Source organism: Enterobacter cloacae complex sp. IR5458, assembly GCF_049238025.1.
In the GTDB taxonomy this organism is placed as follows: domain Bacteria; phylum Pseudomonadota; class Gammaproteobacteria; order Enterobacterales; family Enterobacteriaceae; genus Enterobacter; species Enterobacter kobei.
In genome coordinates this window covers 1-17,590 of sequence record NZ_JBMKIF010000055.1, presented here as the reverse complement: position 1 = coordinate 17,590, position 17,590 = coordinate 1, and the positions used below count along the sequence as shown (strand labels likewise).

The 17,590-nt window shown below is 54.5% G+C and carries 16 protein-coding genes; 15 read left to right on the top strand and 1 reads right to left on the bottom strand.

What is annotated here, in order from left to right; translation table 11 throughout:
* Positions 1-67 precede the first annotated feature (67 nt).
* Positions 68-1,651: a TerC family protein gene (locus ACOTYN_RS24310; protein ID WP_023330884.1), complete on the bottom strand. Its 1,584-nt coding sequence runs from the start codon at positions 1,649-1,651 to the stop codon at positions 68-70.
* A 693-nt stretch (positions 1,652-2,344) separates the two neighbouring features.
* Between ACOTYN_RS24310 and ACOTYN_RS24305 the strand changes: the two genes are divergently transcribed.
* The 15 genes from ACOTYN_RS24305 to cpsG form a co-directional block, all read left to right on the top strand.
* A complete protein-coding gene (locus tag ACOTYN_RS24305; protein ID WP_332957496.1) occupies positions 2,345-3,484 on the top strand; it encodes a polysaccharide export protein in 1,140 nt (379 codons plus the stop codon).
* Between the two features lie 6 nt (positions 3,485-3,490).
* Positions 3,491-3,934 (top strand): low molecular weight protein-tyrosine-phosphatase Wzb, encoded by a 444-nt coding sequence (gene wzb / locus ACOTYN_RS24300; protein WP_014884509.1) that lies wholly within the window; start codon positions 3,491-3,493, stop codon positions 3,932-3,934.
* A gap of 2 nt (positions 3,935-3,936) precedes the next feature.
* Positions 3,937-6,099 carry a tyrosine-protein kinase Wzc gene (gene wzc, locus ACOTYN_RS24295; protein WP_014884508.1) on the top strand — a complete coding sequence of 721 codons (2,163 nt, stop codon included), beginning with the start codon at positions 3,937-3,939 and terminating at the stop codon, positions 6,097-6,099.
* A 126-nt stretch (positions 6,100-6,225) separates the two neighbouring features.
* On the top strand, positions 6,226-7,068 hold the full coding sequence (wcaA, locus tag ACOTYN_RS24290; protein WP_014884507.1) for a colanic acid biosynthesis glycosyltransferase WcaA: 843 nt from the start codon (positions 6,226-6,228) through the stop codon (positions 7,066-7,068).
* Positions 7,068-7,559 (top strand): colanic acid biosynthesis acetyltransferase WcaB, encoded by a 492-nt coding sequence (wcaB, locus tag ACOTYN_RS24285; protein WP_014170825.1) that lies wholly within the window; start codon positions 7,068-7,070, stop codon positions 7,557-7,559. The genes wcaA and wcaB overlap by 1 nt, the downstream gene beginning before the upstream one ends.
* A complete protein-coding gene (wcaC, locus tag ACOTYN_RS24280) occupies positions 7,556-8,773 on the top strand; it encodes a colanic acid biosynthesis glycosyltransferase WcaC (RefSeq protein ID WP_014884506.1) in 1,218 nt (405 codons plus the stop codon). Before wcaB ends, wcaC begins: the two co-directional genes overlap by 4 nt.
* Positions 8,748-9,968, top strand: a complete 1,221-nt coding sequence (gene wcaD / locus ACOTYN_RS24275; protein ID WP_014884505.1) for a colanic acid polymerase WcaD — start codon at positions 8,748-8,750, stop codon at positions 9,966-9,968. The genes wcaC and wcaD overlap by 26 nt, the downstream gene beginning before the upstream one ends.
* Before the next feature lie 16 nt (positions 9,969-9,984).
* Entirely contained in the window at positions 9,985-10,731 is a 747-nt protein-coding gene (wcaE, locus tag ACOTYN_RS24270; protein WP_023330882.1) for a colanic acid biosynthesis glycosyltransferase WcaE, read from the top strand.
* Positions 10,732-10,746: 15 nt separating this feature from the next.
* Complete coding sequence (gene wcaF / locus ACOTYN_RS24265) at positions 10,747-11,295, top strand: colanic acid biosynthesis acetyltransferase WcaF (protein WP_023330881.1); 549 nt, start codon at positions 10,747-10,749, stop codon at positions 11,293-11,295.
* 24 nt (positions 11,296-11,319) lie between these two features.
* Positions 11,320-12,441, top strand: coding sequence for a GDP-mannose 4,6-dehydratase (gene gmd / locus ACOTYN_RS24260; RefSeq protein ID WP_014884502.1), 1,122 nt, complete (start codon positions 11,320-11,322; stop codon positions 12,439-12,441).
* A gap of 2 nt (positions 12,442-12,443) precedes the next feature.
* A complete protein-coding gene (fcl, locus tag ACOTYN_RS24255) occupies positions 12,444-13,409 on the top strand; it encodes a GDP-L-fucose synthase (protein WP_014884501.1) in 966 nt (321 codons plus the stop codon).
* Positions 13,410-13,411: 2 nt separating this feature from the next.
* Positions 13,412-13,891 (top strand): GDP-mannose mannosyl hydrolase, encoded by a 480-nt coding sequence (locus tag ACOTYN_RS24250; RefSeq protein ID WP_014884500.1) that lies wholly within the window; start codon positions 13,412-13,414, stop codon positions 13,889-13,891.
* Positions 13,888-15,111, top strand: coding sequence for a colanic acid biosynthesis fucosyltransferase WcaI (gene wcaI, locus ACOTYN_RS24245; protein WP_014884499.1), 1,224 nt, complete (start codon positions 13,888-13,890; stop codon positions 15,109-15,111). The genes ACOTYN_RS24250 and wcaI overlap by 4 nt, the downstream gene beginning before the upstream one ends.
* Positions 15,112-15,114: 3 nt before the next feature.
* Positions 15,115-16,551 carry a mannose-1-phosphate guanyltransferase gene (gene cpsB, locus ACOTYN_RS24240; protein ID WP_023330880.1) on the top strand — a complete coding sequence of 479 codons (1,437 nt, stop codon included), beginning with the start codon at positions 15,115-15,117 and terminating at the stop codon, positions 16,549-16,551.
* A 111-nt stretch (positions 16,552-16,662) separates the two neighbouring features.
* On the top strand, positions 16,663-17,590 hold a 928-nt coding region (gene cpsG / locus ACOTYN_RS24235; protein ID WP_421634779.1), incomplete at its 3' end, for a colanic acid biosynthesis phosphomannomutase CpsG.

Below are 17,590 nucleotides of genomic sequence, written 5' to 3'. Positions count from 1 at the left end.
TTACCTATGTTCCCGGTCTGATCTGTCACCTATGTATCCGGTCATACAGCAGCGCCACCCGGCTTTTTTACACCTCAAAATCCAGTTCTTCCTCATCCCGCAGTGGAATGAGCTGCACTTTCTGCACGCGATGGTTTTCAATCTGCAGCGTTTTAAGCCGATAGTCACCTACCTGAACCTCTTCACCTGGCTGCGGGATACGCTGTAAGTATTCCATCAGCAGGCCCGCAATGGTGTGGTACTCCCGCTTTTCATCCAGCGGCAGCGGCACATACTGCACCAGGTCTTCCAGCGGCATATGGCCGTTGGCCGTCCACGAGCCGTCGGCGTTTTTCTGAATATCATGGCGGGCATCAATCTCATCCACTTCGTTTGGCAAATTGCCGGCAATGGTTTCCATCACGTCGCTGAGCGTGACCAGCCCTTCAACCGAACCAAACTCATCCACCACAAAGGCAAAGTGCGTTCGCGCATTTCGGAATTGCTCAAGTGCAGAGAGCAATTGCAATCCTTCCGGAAAGACCAGGGGCTGGCGTACCAGGGCGCGCAGATTGAGCGCCTCCCCGTGCAGCTGCTGCTGGAGCAGGTCGATAACGTGCACGACGCCCAGTAATTCTTCTTCCTCTTCACCGCCGGTCACCACCACGCGCGTGTGCTGGTTTTTATCCAGCAGGGCGCGGATGTGCTCTTCGGGGGCGGTGAGATCGATATGCTCAATGTCATGCCGGGAAGTCATGATGCTGCTGACCGTGCGCTCATTAAGGTTAAGCACTCGCTCAATCATCAGGCGCTCCTGCGGGTTAAAGATCTGTCCGTCGCTGTGATCGGCCAGCATGGCAGCAGATTCGGCGTCCAGCTCTGCATCCTCTTTTTTACCGCTCAGCAGGCGCATAACGGTGTCGGCCGTGCGCTGACGCAGGGTCTGATTAGCGGAAAGGAAGCGGCGGCGGTTAAATATCGCCAGCTGGTTAAGCGCTTCAATCATGACGGAGAAACCAATGGCGGCGTACAAATAGCCTTTCGGAATGTGGAAGCCAAAACCGTCGGCCACCAGGCTAAAGCCAATCATCAGCAGGAAGCTCAGGCAGAGGATCACGATGGTCGGGTGGCTGTTCACAAAGCGGGTGAGTGCCTTGCTCGCCATCACCATCAGCGTGATGGCGATAATCACCGCTGCCATCATAACGGCCAGATGGTCCACCATCCCGACGGCGGTGATCACCGAATCCAGGGAGAAGACGGCATCCAGCACCACGATTTGCGCTACCACCGGCCAGAATCTCGCGCCACGTCGCTGGGTCGGGTTCTCGCTGTCTTTACCTTCGAGCCGTTCATTGAGCTCTACCGTGGCTTTGAACAGCAGGAACAACCCGCCGAAGAGCATGATCAGATCGCGGGCGCTAAAGCTGAGGCCGTGAACGGAGAACAGCGGTTGCGTGAGTGTGACCATCCAGGAGATAGAGGCCAGCAACAGTAAACGCATCACCATCGCCAGCAGCAGGCCCGTTACGCGCGCGCGATCGCGCTGGGAAGGGGGCAGTTTTTCAGCGAGGATGGCAATAAAGACCAGATTATCAATCCCGAGCACTAATTCGATGACGACCAGCGTCACCAGCCCGGCCCAGATTGATGGATCGGCAATCCATTCCATAGTAATAGCAATACCTTCTGTTATATGACGATTGTCACACTTCGATCATGGATAAAGCCGGGGAAAATTGCAATGCCGGGCTGAGATTTCTCTTAATACGAAACGCTTAAAAGAGAGCAAACTCATCGGGGTGTAAATAAGCAAAATACGTATATTTAATTTTAAAGAGAACATTTTAGGATATATCGCAGATAATGGTTTTTACTCCCGCCTTGTCAATATAAAGAAAATCCTAAAAGGTCAAAACTTTGCTCTTAATATTAATCTTAAAAACAGATATTAGGACAGTTGTCTCCTTGCCTGCTATTAGGTTAGCTGCAACAATTCTCCCAGCATCAAATGTTAAATCTTGTTGTTGCTATTTTTGTTTTGGTCTTCCGGGATGGTTATTCATTATCCGTTGGGTGTCTCACCCGGCTGATATATTTCCAGAAGGCCTTGCTCAAGAGGGTGTCTATCCATAACACATTGTTTAGTCAGTGGATTGGTAACTGAAAGCCAAGGGCGGTAGCGTGCCTGAAAGCGTGTGAATCAGCCTCGGTTATTCTGTCAATAGCCAATGGATGAATAAGCTTTTTTTAGGACTGATGCCAGTTATATTTCTATTTGATTAACTGCATGCTGAAACCCAATACGACCCAAGCTTATTTAAATTGCACAGGATAATTACTCTGCCAAAGTGATAAATAATCAATGATGAAATCCAAAATGAAATTGATGCCATTATTGGTGTCTGTGACCTTGATGAGTGGTTGCACGGTCTTTCCCGGCAGCAATATGTCAACAATGGGTAAGGATGTGATCAAGCAACAGGATGCCGATTTTGATCTCGACAAAATGGTGAATGTTTATCCACTTACGCCACGTCTGGTCGAACAATTACGCCCACGTCCGAATGTTGCTCAGCCGAATATGTCTCTGGACCAGGAAATCGCCGCTTATCAGTATCGCGTGGGGCCGGGTGACGTGATCAACGTGACCGTCTGGGACCACCCCGAACTGACCACGCCAGCGGGCCAGTATCGTAGCTCAAGCGACACCGGGAACTGGGTACAGTCAGATGGCACGATGTTCTACCCCTACATTGGTAAAGTCCATGTTGCCGGGAAAACCCTTGCCGAGATCCGGAGTGATATTACCGGCCGCTTAGCGCAGTACATCGCCGATCCGCAGGTGGACGTTAATATTGCCGCATTCCGCTCGCAAAAAGCCTACATTTCCGGCCAGGTCAATAAATCCGGCCAGCAGGCCATCACCAACGTACCGTTAACCGTTCTGGATGCCATTAACGCCGCAGGCGGGTTAACCGACGGTGCCGACTGGCGCAACGTGGTCCTGACCCACAACGGCAAAGAGCAGCGCATCTCACTGCAGGCGCTGATGCAAAACGGCGATCTGACCCAGAACCGCCTTCTCTATCCGGGCGATATTCTCTACGTACCGCGCAATGACAATCTGAAAGTCTTCGTGATGGGTGAAGTGAAGAAACAGAGCACCCTCAAAATGGACTTCAGCGGCATGACGCTGACCGAAGCGCTGGGCAATGCGGAAGGCATCGATCTGACCTCCTCCAACGCCAGCGGTATCTTCGTGATTCGCCCACTTAAGGACGACGCCAGCAACAAAGGCAAGATTGCCAACATTTACCAGCTCGATATGTCCGACGCCACCTCGCTGGTGATGGCAACGTCGTTCCGCCTCCAGCCATACGATGTGGTGTATGTCACTACCGCGCCGGTTGCCCGCTGGAACCGTCTGATCAACCAGTTGCTGCCAACCATCAGTGGCGTTCGCTACATGACGGATACGGCGCGCGACATTCATACCTGGTAATCCGCGATGTTTAACAAAATTCTGGTGGTATGCGTGGGGAACATTTGCCGTTCCCCGACGGCAGAGCGGTTGTTGAAACACTACCAGCCTGAACTGACCGTCGAGTCCGCAGGCCTTGGCGCGCTGGTCGGTAAAGCGGCCGATGAGCGCGCAACGAGCGTGGCCCGCGATCATAACCTCTCCCTTGACGGGCATATTGCCCGCCAGGTCACCGGCCGCATGTGCCGGGAATATGACCTGATCCTGGCAATGGAAAAACGCCATATTCATGCGCTATGCGATATCGCACCGGAGATGCGCGGCAAGGTGATGCTGTTTGGTCACTGGGACAATGAACGCGAAATCCCCGATCCGTATCGCAAAAGCCATGAGGCCTTCGAGGCGGTTTACACCTTACTTGACCAGTCTGCCCAACAGTGGGCGCAGGCACTGAAAGCTCAGCAGGGATAACAATGACAGAAAAAACAAGACCTTCTGCCGCCCCGACTTCGGGCAGTGATGAAATTGATATTGGTCGCCTGGTCGGCACGGTTATCGAGGCAAAGTGGTGGGTGCTTGGCATTACCGCTGTGTTTGCCGCGGCAGCCGTCGTCTACACGCTGTTCGCCACGCCTATCTACAGCGCCGACGCGCTGGTGCAGATTGAGCAAAATACCGGCAACTCGCTGGTGCAGGATATTGGCTCTGCGCTGGCGAACAAACCACCGGCATCCGACGCTGAAATTCAGCTGATTCAGTCACGTCTGGTACTGGGGAAAACGGTTCACGACCTCGGTCTCGATATCTCCGTCACCAAAAATACCTTCCCGATCTTTGGTGCCGGCTGGGATCGCCTGATGGGACGAAGCAACGATACGGTAAAGGTGACTGACTTTGTGCTGCCGAAAGGGGCGGGCGATCAAACCTTTACCCTGACGGTGCTGGGTCCGAAACAGTACCAGTTGACCAGCGATGCGGGATTCAGCGCGCGCGGCGAAGTGGGCCAGATGCTGACGAAAGATGGCGTCAGCATGATGGTGAGCGCCATTCATGCCCAGGAGGGCGGCGAGTTCACCGTGACCAAATTCTCCACGCTGGGAATGATCAACAATCTGCAAAACAACCTCACCGTGACTGAAAACGGTAAGGACACCGGCGTGCTGAGCATGACCTTTACCGGTGAAGATAAAGATCAAATCCGCGACATCCTGAACAGCATCACCCGCAACTATCTTGAGCAGAACGTTGAGCGTAAGTCGGCGGAAGCGGCGAAAAGCCTGGCTTTCCTTGCTAAACAGCTTCCGGAAGTGCGGGCCCGTCTGGATGATGCCGAGAATAAACTGAACGCTTACCGTCAGGATAAAGACTCTGTCGACCTGCCGCTGGAGGCGAAGTCTGTTCTTGATTCAATGGTTAACATCGACGCCCAGCTCAACGAGCTGACCTTCAAAGAGGCGGAGATTTCCAAGCTGTACACCAAACGCCACCCGGCCTACCGGACGCTGCTGGAAAAACGTCGCACGCTGGAAGAAGAGAAGGCGAAGCTGAACGACCGCGTAACCGCGATGCCGAAAACGCAGCAGGAAATTGTGCGTCTGACCCGCGACGTGGAATCTGGTCAGCAGGTGTACATGCAGCTGCTGAACAAACAGCAGGAGCTGAAAATCACCGAAGCCAGTACCGTGGGTGATGTGCGCATCGTCGACCCGGCGATTACCCAGCCCGGCGTGCTGAAGCCGAAGAAAGCGCTGATCGTTCTCGGCAGCATTATTCTCGGCCTGATGCTCTCCATTGTCGGTGTGCTGCTGCGCTCGCTGTTCAACCGCGGAATCGAAAGCCCGCAGGCGCTGGAAGAGAGTGGTATCAACGTCTATGCCAGTATCCCGCTTTCCGAGTGGCAAAAATCCCGTGACAGCGTCAAAACCATTAAAGGCGTTAAGCGATACAAACAGAGCCAGTTGCTGGCCGTGGGTAACCCGACGGACCTGGCGATTGAAGCGATACGTAGCCTGCGTACCAGCCTGCACTTCGCCATGATGCAGGCCAAAAACAACGTCCTGATGTTAACCGGTGTCAGTCCGTCAATCGGTAAGACCTTTGTCTGCGCCAACCTGGCGGCCGTCGTCAGCCAGACTAACAAACGCGTGCTGCTGATCGACTGCGATATGCGCAAGGGTTATACCCACGAGCTGCTGGGCACCAACAACGTTAACGGTCTGTCGGAAATCCTGCTGGGGCAGGGGGAGATTAGCCAGAGCGCCAAGCCGACCTCGATTCCGAGATTCGATCTGATCCCACGTGGTCAGATACCGCCTAACCCGTCGGAACTGCTGATGAGCGAACGCTTCACCCAGCTGATTGAGTGGGCGAGCAAACACTATGACCTGGTGCTGATCGATACGCCGCCGATTCTGGCCGTGACCGATGCCGCCGTGGTAGGCCGCCATGCGGGTACCACCCTGATGGTGGCACGTTACGCGGTGAACACCCTGAAAGAAGTGGAAACCAGCCTGAGCCGCTTCGAGCAGAACGGGATTGAGGTGAAAGGGGTGATCCTGAACTCCATCTTCCGCCGCGCGACCGGGTATCAGGATTACGGTTATTACGAGTACGAATATAAGTCTGACAGTAAATAACAGTCAAAACATACCCTTACACCCCTCACCCTAACCCTCTCCCCTGAGGCGAGAGGGGACTGTTCGGTGCCGCTTTCACCCTATCCCCTCAGGGGAGAGGGCCGGGGTGAGGGGTAGGAGAAAGAAATGACCACACAACGCCCTTTGATTTCTATCTATATGCCGACATGGAATCGTCAGCAGCTGGCGATCCGCGCAATCAAGTCGGTGTTACGTCAGGATTATGACAACTGGGAACTGATCATCGTGGATGACTGTTCTTCTTCGTATGAACAGCTGCAAAAATTTGTCACCGATCTCAACGACCCGCGCGTGATGTACACCCATAACCCGATTAACTCCGGGGCATGCGCGGTGCGTAACCAGGCGATTATGCAGGCCAAAGGGCAGTATCTGACCGGCATCGACGACGATGACGAATGGACCCCGAACCGACTGTCTGTCTTCCTTTCACATAAAGCACAGCTGGTGACGCATGCGTTCCTGTATGCCAACGACTATGTCTGTCAGGGTGAAGTTTATTCGCAGCCTGCCAGCCTGCCGCTGTACCCGAAATCACCCTATTCTCGCCGCCTGTTCTACAAGCGCAATATTATCGGCAATCAGGTTTTCACCTGGGCATGGCGCTTTAAGGAGTGCCTGTTCGATACCGAACTGAAAGCCGCACAGGATTACGACATCTTCTTGCGGATGGTGGTTGAGTATGGCGAACCGTGGAAAGTGGAAGAGGCCACGCAGATCCTGCACATCAATCACGGGGAGATGCAAATTACCTCCTCGCCGAAGAAGTTCTCGGGCTACTTCCATTTTTACCGCAAGCACAAGGACAAGTTCGACCGTGCCAGCCGGAAGTATCAGCTCTTTACCCTCTATCAGATCCGCAATAAGCGCATGAACTGGCGCACGCTGCTGACGCTGCTGTCCGTCCGTAACGGCAAACGTCTGGCTGATGGACTTCGGGGGAAATAATGTTTCTTGAAGATTGCCGCGCAAACAGCTGGAGCCTGCGCCCATGCTGCATGGTCCTGGCGTACCGTATCGCGCATTTTTGTTCGGTGTGGCGTAAGAAAAACGTGCTGAACAACCTTTGGGCAGCGCCGGTTCTGGTGCTGTACCGCATTATTACTGAATGCTTTTTTGGTTATGAAATTCAGGCCGCTGCCACCATTGGCCGCCGCTTTACCATTCACCACGGCTATGCGGTGGTGATCAATAAGTTCGTGGTCGCCGGGGATGATTTCACCATTCGTCATGCGGTCACCATTGGCAACCGAGGGCCAGACAGCCTGGCCTGCCCGGTTATCGGCAATAACGTCGAGCTGGGCGCGAACGTGGTGATCATTGGTGACATTACCATCGGTAACAACGTGACGATTGGTGCGGGCAGCGTGGTGCTGGACAGCATTCCGGACAACGCGCTGGTGGTGGGAGAAAAGGCCCGCGTGAAGGTGATTAAATGAACATTCTGCAATTTAACGTCCGCCTCGCTGAAGGCGGAGCGGCAGGCGTGGCCCTGGATCTGCACCAGCGCGCACTGCAAAAAGGACTTCAGTCTCGTTTTATTTATGGCTACGGCAAAGGCGGCAAGAAAAGCGTCAGTCACGATAACTTCCCGCAGGTGCAAAAGCACACGCCGCGTCTGACCTCGATGGCCAACATTGCCTTGTTCCGCCTGTTTAACCGCGATCTGTTTGGCAACCTTAATAATCTTTATCGCACTGTGACCCGAACCACGGGCCCGGTTGTGCTGCATTTCCACGTCCTGCACAGCTACTGGCTGAATCTGGAAGAGGTGGTGGCGTTTTGTCAGAAGGTGCAGGCGCACAAGCCTGATACACGCTTCGTCTGGACGCTGCACGATCACTGGAGCGTGACCGGACGCTGCGCCTTTACCGACGGCTGCGAAGGCTGGAAGGATAACTGCCAGAAATGCCCGACGTTAAGCAACTACCCGCCGGTGAAAGTGGATCGTGCTCACCAGCTGGTGACCGGCAAGCGCAAACTGTTCCGCGACATGCTCTCGCTCGGCTGCACGTTTATCTCCCCGAGCCAGCACGTGGCCGATGCCTTCAACAGCCTTTACGGGGCAGGGCGCTGCCAGATTATCAACAACGGTATCGACGTGGCGACGGAAGCCATTCTGGCGGAGCTGACGCCGGTGGCGGACACCGCGGGTAAACCGAAAATCGCCATCGTTGCGCATGACCTGCGTTACGACGGCAAAACCAACCAGCAGCTGGTGCGCGACATGATGGCGCTCGGTGACAAGATTGAACTGCATACCTTCGGCAAGTTTTCCCCGTTCGAAGGGGCGAACGTCGTGAACCACGGGTTTGAAACCGACAAGCGCAAACTGATGAGCGCGCTTAACGGCATGGATGCGCTGGTGTTCAGCTCCCGCGTGGATAACTACCCGCTGATCCTCTGCGAAGCGCTTTCCATCGGCGTGCCGGTGATTGCCACCCACAGCGATGCCGCGCGTGAAGTGCTGGAAAAGTCGGGCGGTAAAACGTTCTCGGAAGGGGAAGTGCTGCCGCTGGTGCAGATGCCGAAGGCGCAGATCGCTGAGACTGTTTTTGGCACTGACCTGGAATCGTTCCGCAACCGCAGCCGCAAGGCCTACAGTGGACAACAGATGCTGGAGGAGTATGTCTCGTTCTATCAGAATCTGTAGTTATCTGCTGCTGCCGCTGATCTACCTGCTGGTCAACGTCAAAATTGCCCAGCTTGGCGAAAGCTTCCCGATAACCATCGTCACCTTCTTGCCCGTTCTGCTTCTGCTGTATGTCGATAAAATCAACCTGAAGAAGCTGATGATTGCCCTGGGGTTGGGCACGGGCCTGACGCTGTTTAACTACATCTTTGGTCAGTCACTGGATGCCAGTAAATACGTCACCTCCACCATGCTGTTTGTCTATATTGTCATTATTATCGGCATGGTCTGGAGTATTCGGTTTAAAACGATTTCTCCGCACAATTATCGGAAAATCCTCAGGTTCTTTTATATTGCCGTTGCGTTAATTGTTATGCTTGCTGCACTGGAAATGGCGCAAATTATTCTCACCGGTGGCAGCAGCCTGATGGAGATAATTTCGAAATATCTCATTTACAGCAACAGCTATGTATTGAACTTCATTAAGTTTGGCGGAAAGCGTACCACGGCGCTCTATTTTGAACCGGCGTTCTTCGCTCTGGCGTTAATCTCAATTTGGCTCAGCATCAAACAGTTTGGTATCAAAACACCTAAGACCGATGCTATGATTCTTGCAGGAATTGTTCTGTCTGGATCGTTCTCAGGGGTAATGACATTTATCCTGTTTTACCTGCTGGAGTGGGCGTTCCAGTACCTGAACAAAGATGCGATTAAGAAAAAACTGCCGCTGGCGATTATCTCCCTGACGGTATTTTTGGTCGGCGTGATATTTGCGTTCCCGTACATCTCAGAACGTCTGGGAGATTTGGGAACAGAAGGCTCATCGTCCTATTATCGCATCATTGGTCCGCTGGTGATGGTGGGTTATTCCTTAACCCATATTGATGGTGTAGTAAGATTCGGCTCACTTTACGAATATGTTGCATCATTCGGAATCTTTAACGGTGCGGATGTCGGTAAAACCATAGACAATGGTCTGTATCTGTTAATTATTTATTTTTCGTGGTTCGCCGTACTGTTGACGCTGTGGTATCTGTTTAAAGTTTTCAAAATGATGATTAACGCGTTTGGTGATAACCAGAACTTTCGCGTGCAACTTTATCTGTTTACACCGGTGTCGCTGTTTTTTACCGGGTCAATATTTAGCCCGGAATATGCTTTCTTGATTGTCTGTCCGTTTATTTTGCGCAAAGCGCTTAATATTACGAACGTATGACGAAATGAGGTGATTTATGTTTCTTAGCGTCATTACTGTCGCTTTTCGTAATTACGAAGGGGTGGTAAAAACCTGGCGCTCGCTGCGCAACCTGGCGCGCGATCCAAGCCTCACTTTTGAGTGGATTGTGGTCGACGGCGGCTCGAACGATGGCACGGCGGAGTTTCTGGAAAAACTCAACGGTGAGTTCAACTTACGGTACATCAGCGAGAAAGATAAAGGCATTTACGATGCGATGAACAAGGGCATTAACATGGCCCAGGGTCGTTATGCCATCTTCCTCAATTCTGGCGATGTTTTCCATGATGACGTGGCGCTGTTTGCCCGTCAGCTGGCGCGTCAGAAAGAGGAGGCCATGTATATCGGCGATGCACTGCTTGATTTTGGTGATGGGCATAAAGTGTGCCGCAGCGCAAAGCCAGGCTGGTATATCTACCACAGTTTGCCCGCCAGCCATCAGGCCATTTTCTTCCCGGTAAACGGTCTGAAAAAACAGCCATACGATTTGCAGTATAAAGTGTCATCGGATTATGCCCTGGCCGCCAGTCTGTATAAGTCGGGCTATCCGTTCCGTCGAATTAAAGGGCTGGTCTCTGAATTCTCAATGGGTGGCGTGTCAACATCGAATAATCTGGAATTGTGCCAGGATGCCAAAAACGTGCAGCGCAAAATATTACGCGTGCCGGGGTTCTGGGCGGAATTGTCTTATTTATTACGCCTGCGGACGACAGGTAAAACGAAAACCTTATATAACAAAGCCTGAATATAAGGAAACGCAATGCAGGATTTGAAGGGTTTCTCCGTGCCGAAAGGCTTTCGGGGCGGCAACGGTATTAAAGTGCAGCTGTGGTGGGCCGTTCAGGCAACGTTATTTGCCTGGTCACCACAAATATTGTACCGCTGGCGAGCATTCTTATTGCGTCTGTTTGGCGCAAAAATCGGAAAAAACGTAGTCATTCGACCTTCGGTAAAAATTACCTACCCCTGGAAATTAACGCTTGGGGATTACGCCTGGGTAGGGGATGACGCGGTGTTATATACCCTTGGCGAAATTACGATTGGCGCAAATTCGGTGGTGTCACAGAAGTGTTATTTGTGCACCGGCAGCCACGATTTTATGAGTCAGCATTTTGATATTACCGCTTCGCCTATTGTGATTGGTGAAAAATGCTGGCTGGCAACGGATGTTTTTGTTGCACCTGGTGTTTCTGTTGGCGATGGCACGGTAGTGGGTGCCCGCAGCAGCGTTTTTAAATCGCTACCGGCAAATAAAGTTTGCCGTGGCAACCCCGCAGTGGTGATACGCGAACGCGTTGAAACTGATTAAATTCATAAGTAGAGGAATATAAACATGTCTAAAGTCGCTCTCATCACCGGCGTTACCGGGCAGGATGGTTCTTATCTGGCAGAGTTCCTGCTGGAAAAAGGGTATGAAGTACACGGTATTAAACGTCGTGCCTCTTCGTTCAACACCGAACGTGTCGATCATATTTATCAGGATCCTCACGCGGCAAACCCGAAATTCCACCTGCACTACGGCGACCTGACCGATACCTCCAACCTGACCCGTATCCTGCAGGAAGTGCAGCCGGATGAAGTGTACAACCTGGGCGCGATGAGCCACGTGGCGGTCTCCTTCGAATCCCCGGAATACACCGCTGACGTTGACGCCATGGGTACTCTGCGTCTGCTGGAAGCGATTCGCTTCCTGGGTCTGGAGAAGAAAACCCGTTTCTATCAGGCCTCTACCTCTGAGCTGTACGGTCTGGTGCAGGAAATCCCACAGAAAGAGACCACGCCGTTCTACCCACGTTCTCCGTATGCGGTCGCAAAACTGTACGCCTACTGGATCACCGTGAACTACCGTGAATCCTACGGCATGTATGCCTGTAACGGCATTCTGTTCAACCACGAATCCCCACGTCGCGGTGAAACGTTCGTTACCCGTAAAATCACCCGCGCTATCGCGAACATCGCCCAGGGTCTGGAATCGTGCCTGCACCTCGGCAACATGGACTCCCTGCGTGACTGGGGCCATGCGAAAGACTACGTGAAAATGCAGTGGATGATGCTGCAGCAGGAACAGCCAGAAGACTTCGTGATCGCGACCGGCGTTCAATACTCCGTGCGTCAGTTCGTTGAGATGGCCGCTGCACAGTTGGGCATCAAGCTGCGTTTCGAAGGTACCGGCGTAGAAGAGAAAGGTATCGTTGTTTCCGTAACCGGCCATGACGCGCCAGGCGTGAAACCAGGCGACGTCATTGTTCAGGTTGACCCACGTTACTTCCGTCCTGCTGAAGTGGAAACCCTGCTGGGTGACCCAACCAAAGCGCACGAGAAACTGGGCTGGAAACCAGAAATCACTCTGCAGGAGATGGTTTCCGAGATGGTCGCCAAAGATCTTGAAGCAGCGAAAAAACACTCCCTGCTCAAGTCTCATGGCTACGAGGTTGCCATCGCGCTGGAGTCCTGAGAATGACAAAACAACGTATTTTTGTCGCCGGTCATCGCGGAATGGTGGGTTCCGCGATTGTTCGCCAGCTGGAACAGCGCGGTGACGTAGAAGTGGTTGTCCGCACGCGCGACGAGCTGAACCTGCTCGATAGCCGTGCGGTGCAGGACTTCTTTGCTAACGAACACATTGACCAGGTGTATCTGGCGGCGGCGAAAGTGGGCGGCATTGTCGCCAACAACACTTACCCGGCGGATTTCATCTACGAGAACATGATGATTGAGAGCAACATCATTCACGCGGCGCACCTGCACAACGTGAATAAGCTGCTGTTCCTCGGTTCATCCTGCATCTACCCGAAAATGGCAAAACAGCCGATCGCGGAAAGCGAACTGCTGCAGGGCACGCTGGAGGCAACCAACGAGCCTTACGCGATTGCCAAGATTGCCGGGATTAAGCTCTGCGAATCTTACAACCGTCAGTACAACCGCGACTATCGCTCGGTGATGCCGACCAACCTGTACGGACCGCACGACAACTTCCACCCGAGCAACTCGCACGTGATCCCGGCGCTGCTGCGTCGCTTCCACGAGGCGACCGCCGAGAACGCACCGGATGTGGTGGTGTGGGGCAGCGGCACGCCGATGCGCGAATTCCTGCACGTGGACGACATGGCTGCCGCCAGCATTCACGTGATGGAGCTGGATCGCGAAGTGTGGCAGGAGAACACCGAGCCGATGCTGTCGCACATCAACGTGGGAACCGGCGTGGACTGCACCATTCGCGAGCTGGCGCAAACCATCGCGCAGGTGGTGGGCTACAAAGGCCGCGTGGTGTTTGACGCGACGAAACCGGACGGCACGCCGCGCAAACTGCTGGACGTGACCCGTCTGCATCAGCTGGGCTGGTATCACGAGGTATCACTGGAGCAGGGGCTGGCCAGCACCTACCAGTGGTTCCTGGAAAACCAGCACCGCTTCCGGGGGTAACGATGTTTTTAAGTCAGGAAGATTTTGCCACGGTGGTGCGTTCCACTCCGCTCATCTCGATTGATTTGATCGTGGAGAACGAACGCGGCGAGTTCTTGCTGGGGAAACGAACCAACCGTCCTGCACAGGGCTTCTGGTTCGTGCCCGGCGGGCGCGTGCAGAAGGATGAGACGCTTCATGATGCGTTTGAGCGTCTCACTCTGGCGGAACTGGGCCTCCAGCTGCCGATGGCGGCGGGCCAGTTTTACGGGGTCTGGCAGCACTTCTATGACGATAACTTTTCAGGCACCGGGTTCACCACGCACTACATCGTGCTGGGGTTCCGCCTGAAGGTGACTCAGGCAGACCTGCGTCTGCCTGATGCTCAGCATGACGACTACCGCTGGCTGGCACCGGAGCCGCTTCTGGCAAGCGAGAACGTCCATGACAACAGTCGGGCGTATTTCCTGGCGGATCGTCAGGCCGAGGTGCCAGGCATATGAAAATCCTCGTATACGGAATTAACTACTCGCCGGAATTAACCGGTATCGGAAAATATACCGGCGAGATGGTCGAGTGGATGGCGAGCCAGGGACATGACGTGCGGGTCATTACCGCGCCGCCGTACTACCCGGAATGGAAAGTCGGTGAGCGCTACTCAAGCTGGCGCTACCGTCGTGAAGAGGGGGCGGCAACCGTCTGGCGCTGCCCGCTTTATGTACCTAAGCAGCCCTCGACGCTGAAACGGCTACTGCATCTCGGCAGCTTTGCCCTGAGCAGTTTTTTCCCGCTGATGGCGCAGCGTCGCTGGAAGCCGGATCGCATCATTGGTGTGGTGCCGACGCTGTTTTGCACGCCGGGCATGCGCCTGCTGGGCAAACTCTCCGGCGCACGCACCCTGCTGCACATACAGGATTATGAAGTGGACGCCATGCTGGGCCTGGGGATGGCAGGCAAAGGCAAGGGTGGAAAAGTGGCGAAGCTCGCCAGCGCCTTTGAGCGTAGCGGTCTGCATAACGTGGATTACGTTTCGACCATCTCACGCTCGATGATGAACAAGGCGCAGGAGAAGGGCGTACCTGCCCGGAAGGTGATCTTCTTCCCGAACTGGTCCGAAGTGGCGCGTTTTCGCGACGTGACGGAGCAGGACGCTCAGACGCTACGCGCCCAACTCGGTTTGCCTGAAGACCAAAAAATCATTCTTTACTCAGGCAACATCGGCGAAAAGCAAGGGCTGGAAAGCGTGATTGAAGCGGCTCAGCAGCTTAACGAGCATCCGTGGATGTTTGTGATTGTCGGGCAGGGCGGCGGGAAAGCGCGGCTGGAAAAGATGGTCAGCGAACGCGGCCTGAGCAACGTGAAATTCTTCCCGCTTCAGTCTTACGAGGCGTTACCTGCGCTGCTGAAGATGGGCGACTGCCATCTGGTGGTACAAAAACGTGGCGCGGCGGATGCGGTGTTGCCTTCCAAGCTGACAAACATTCTGGCGGTGGGCGGCAACGCGGTGATCACGGCAGAAGCCGAAACTGAATTAGGCCAGCTGTGTGACAGCTATCCGGGGATTGCCGTGTGCGTCGAACCGGAATCGGTCCCGGCACTGGTCACCGGCATTGAACAGGCACTTGCCATGCCGAAAGTGAACACGGTGGCACGTGAATATGCCGAACGCACGCTCGAGAAAGAGAACGTGCTGAGTCAATTTATTGCAGATATACGGGGATAAATCATGAGTCAAACCACTTTGTATCCGGTCGTAATGGCGGGTGGATCCGGGAGCCGGTTGTGGCCACTGTCCCGCGTGCTTTATCCAAAACAATTTCTGTGCCTGAAGGGTGACCTCACCATGCTGCAGACGACGGTAAACCGTCTGCACGGTGTGGAGTGTGAAAGCCCGGTGGTGATTTGTAACGAACAGCACCGCTTTATTGTTGCCGAGCAGCTGCGCCAGCTGAATAAACTCACAGAAAACATCATTCTGGAGCCTGCCGGACGTAATACCGCGCCTGCTATCGCCCTCGCGGCGCTGGCGGCAAAACGCAGCAGTCCTGATTGTGACCCGCTGATGCTGGTGCTGGCGGCAGACCACGTTATCCAGCAGGAAGAGGCGTTCCGCGAGGCGGTGCGTGCGGCGATCCCTTACGCCGAAAGCGGCAAACTGGTGACCTTCGGCATCGTGCCGGATCTGCCAGAAACCGGCTATGGCTATATTCGCCGCGGTAATGTGACGCCTGGCGAAGGCGACAGCGTGGCGTTTGATGTGGCGCAGTTTGTCGAAAAACCGAATCTGGAAACCGCTCAGGCCTACGTCGCCAGCGGTGAGTACTACTGGAACAGTGGGATGTTCCTGTTCCGTGCCGGGCGCTATCTGGAAGAGCTGCGCAAATACCGTCCGGATATTCTGGATGCCTGTGAGAAGGCGATGGCAGTGGTGGACCCGGATCTCGACTTCATCCGCGTGGATGAGGAGGCGTTCCTCGCCTGCCCGGAAGAGTCCATTGACTATGCGGTGATGGAACGCACGGCCGACGCCGTTGTGGTTCCGATGGATGCGGGCTGGAGTGATGTGGGCTCCTGGTCCTCACTGTGGGAGATCAGCGCCCATACCCCGGAGGGTAACGTCCATCACGGCGATGTCATTAGCCACAAAACGGAAAACAGCTACGTCTACGCCGAGTCCGGCCTGGTGACCACGGTTGGGGTGAAAGATCTGGTGGTTGTCCAGACCAAAGACGCCGTGCTGATTGCCGACCGTAACGCCGTGCAGGACGTTAAAAAAGTGGTCGAGCAAATCAAGGCCGATGGCCGACACGAACACCACATTCACCGCGAAGTGTACCGTCCGTGGGGAAAATATGACTCCATCGATGCAGGTGAGCGTTATCAGGTGAAACGCATCACCGTGAAGCCGGGCGAAGGGCTGTCGGTGCAGATGCACCATCACCGCGCCGAGCACTGGGTCGTGGTGGCGGGCACGGCTAAAGTCACCATCGACGGCGAAGTCAAACTGCTGGGTGAAAACGAGTCCATCTATATTCCGCTGGGGGCCACGCACTGTCTGGAGAACCCGGGGAAAATTCCTCTCGATTTAATTGAGGTGCGCTCCGGCTCGTATCTGGAAGAGGACGATATCGTGCGCTTCCAGGATCGCTACGGCCGGGTGTAGCACTCTGCAATACGCCCGGTGGCGCTGCGCTTGCCGGGCCTACGAATGACAAAAAAATCAATTTGGCCATTTAGTGGTCAGGGCCGACTGTTGCCTGAAAAAGGGGTCATCATGGAAAAATTAACCTGTTTTAAAGCCTACGATATTCGCGGCAAGTTGGGCGAAGAGCTGAATGAAGATATCGCGTGGCGCATTGGCCGCGCCTATGGCGAATACCTGAAGCCGCAGACCATCGTGCTGGGCGGCGACGTGCGTCTGACCAGTGAATCCCTGAAGCTGGCGCTGGCGAAAGGGTTGCAGGACGCGGGCGTGGACGTGCTGGATATCGGACTTTCCGGGACCGAAGAGATTTACTTTGCCACCTTCCACCTGGGCGTGGACGGCGGTATTGAAGTGACCGCCAGCCACAACCCGATGGACTACAACGGCATGAAGCTGGTGCGCAAAGGTGCGCGTCCTATCAGCGGCGACACCGGCCTGCGCGACGTGCAGCGTCTGGCGGAAGCCAACGATTTCCCGCCGGTAAACGACGCGAAACGCGGCAGCTATAAGCAAATTAACCTGCAAAAAGAGTATATCGATCACCTGCTGGGCTACATCAACGTGGCGAACATCAAGCCGCTGAAGCTGGTTATCAACTCCGGTAACGGCGCGGCCGGCCCGGTGGTGGATGCCCTGGAAGCCCGCTTTAAAGCGCTGAACGTGCCGGTGACCTTCATCAAAGTGCACAACACCCCGGACGGCAACTTCCCGAACGGTATTCCTAACCCGCTGCTGCCGGAGTGCCGCGACGACACCCGTAACGCGGTGATTGAGCACGGCGCGGATATGGGCATTGCCTTTGACGGCGATTTCGACCGCTGCTTCCTGTTCGACGAGAAAGGGCTGTTCATCGAGGGCTACTACATTGTCGGCCTGCTGGCGGAAGCGTTCCTTGAGAAAAACCCGGGTGCGAAAATCATTCATGACCCGCGTCTTTCCTGGAACACCGTCGATGTGGTGTCAGCGGCAGGCGGCACGCCGGTGATGTCCAAAACCG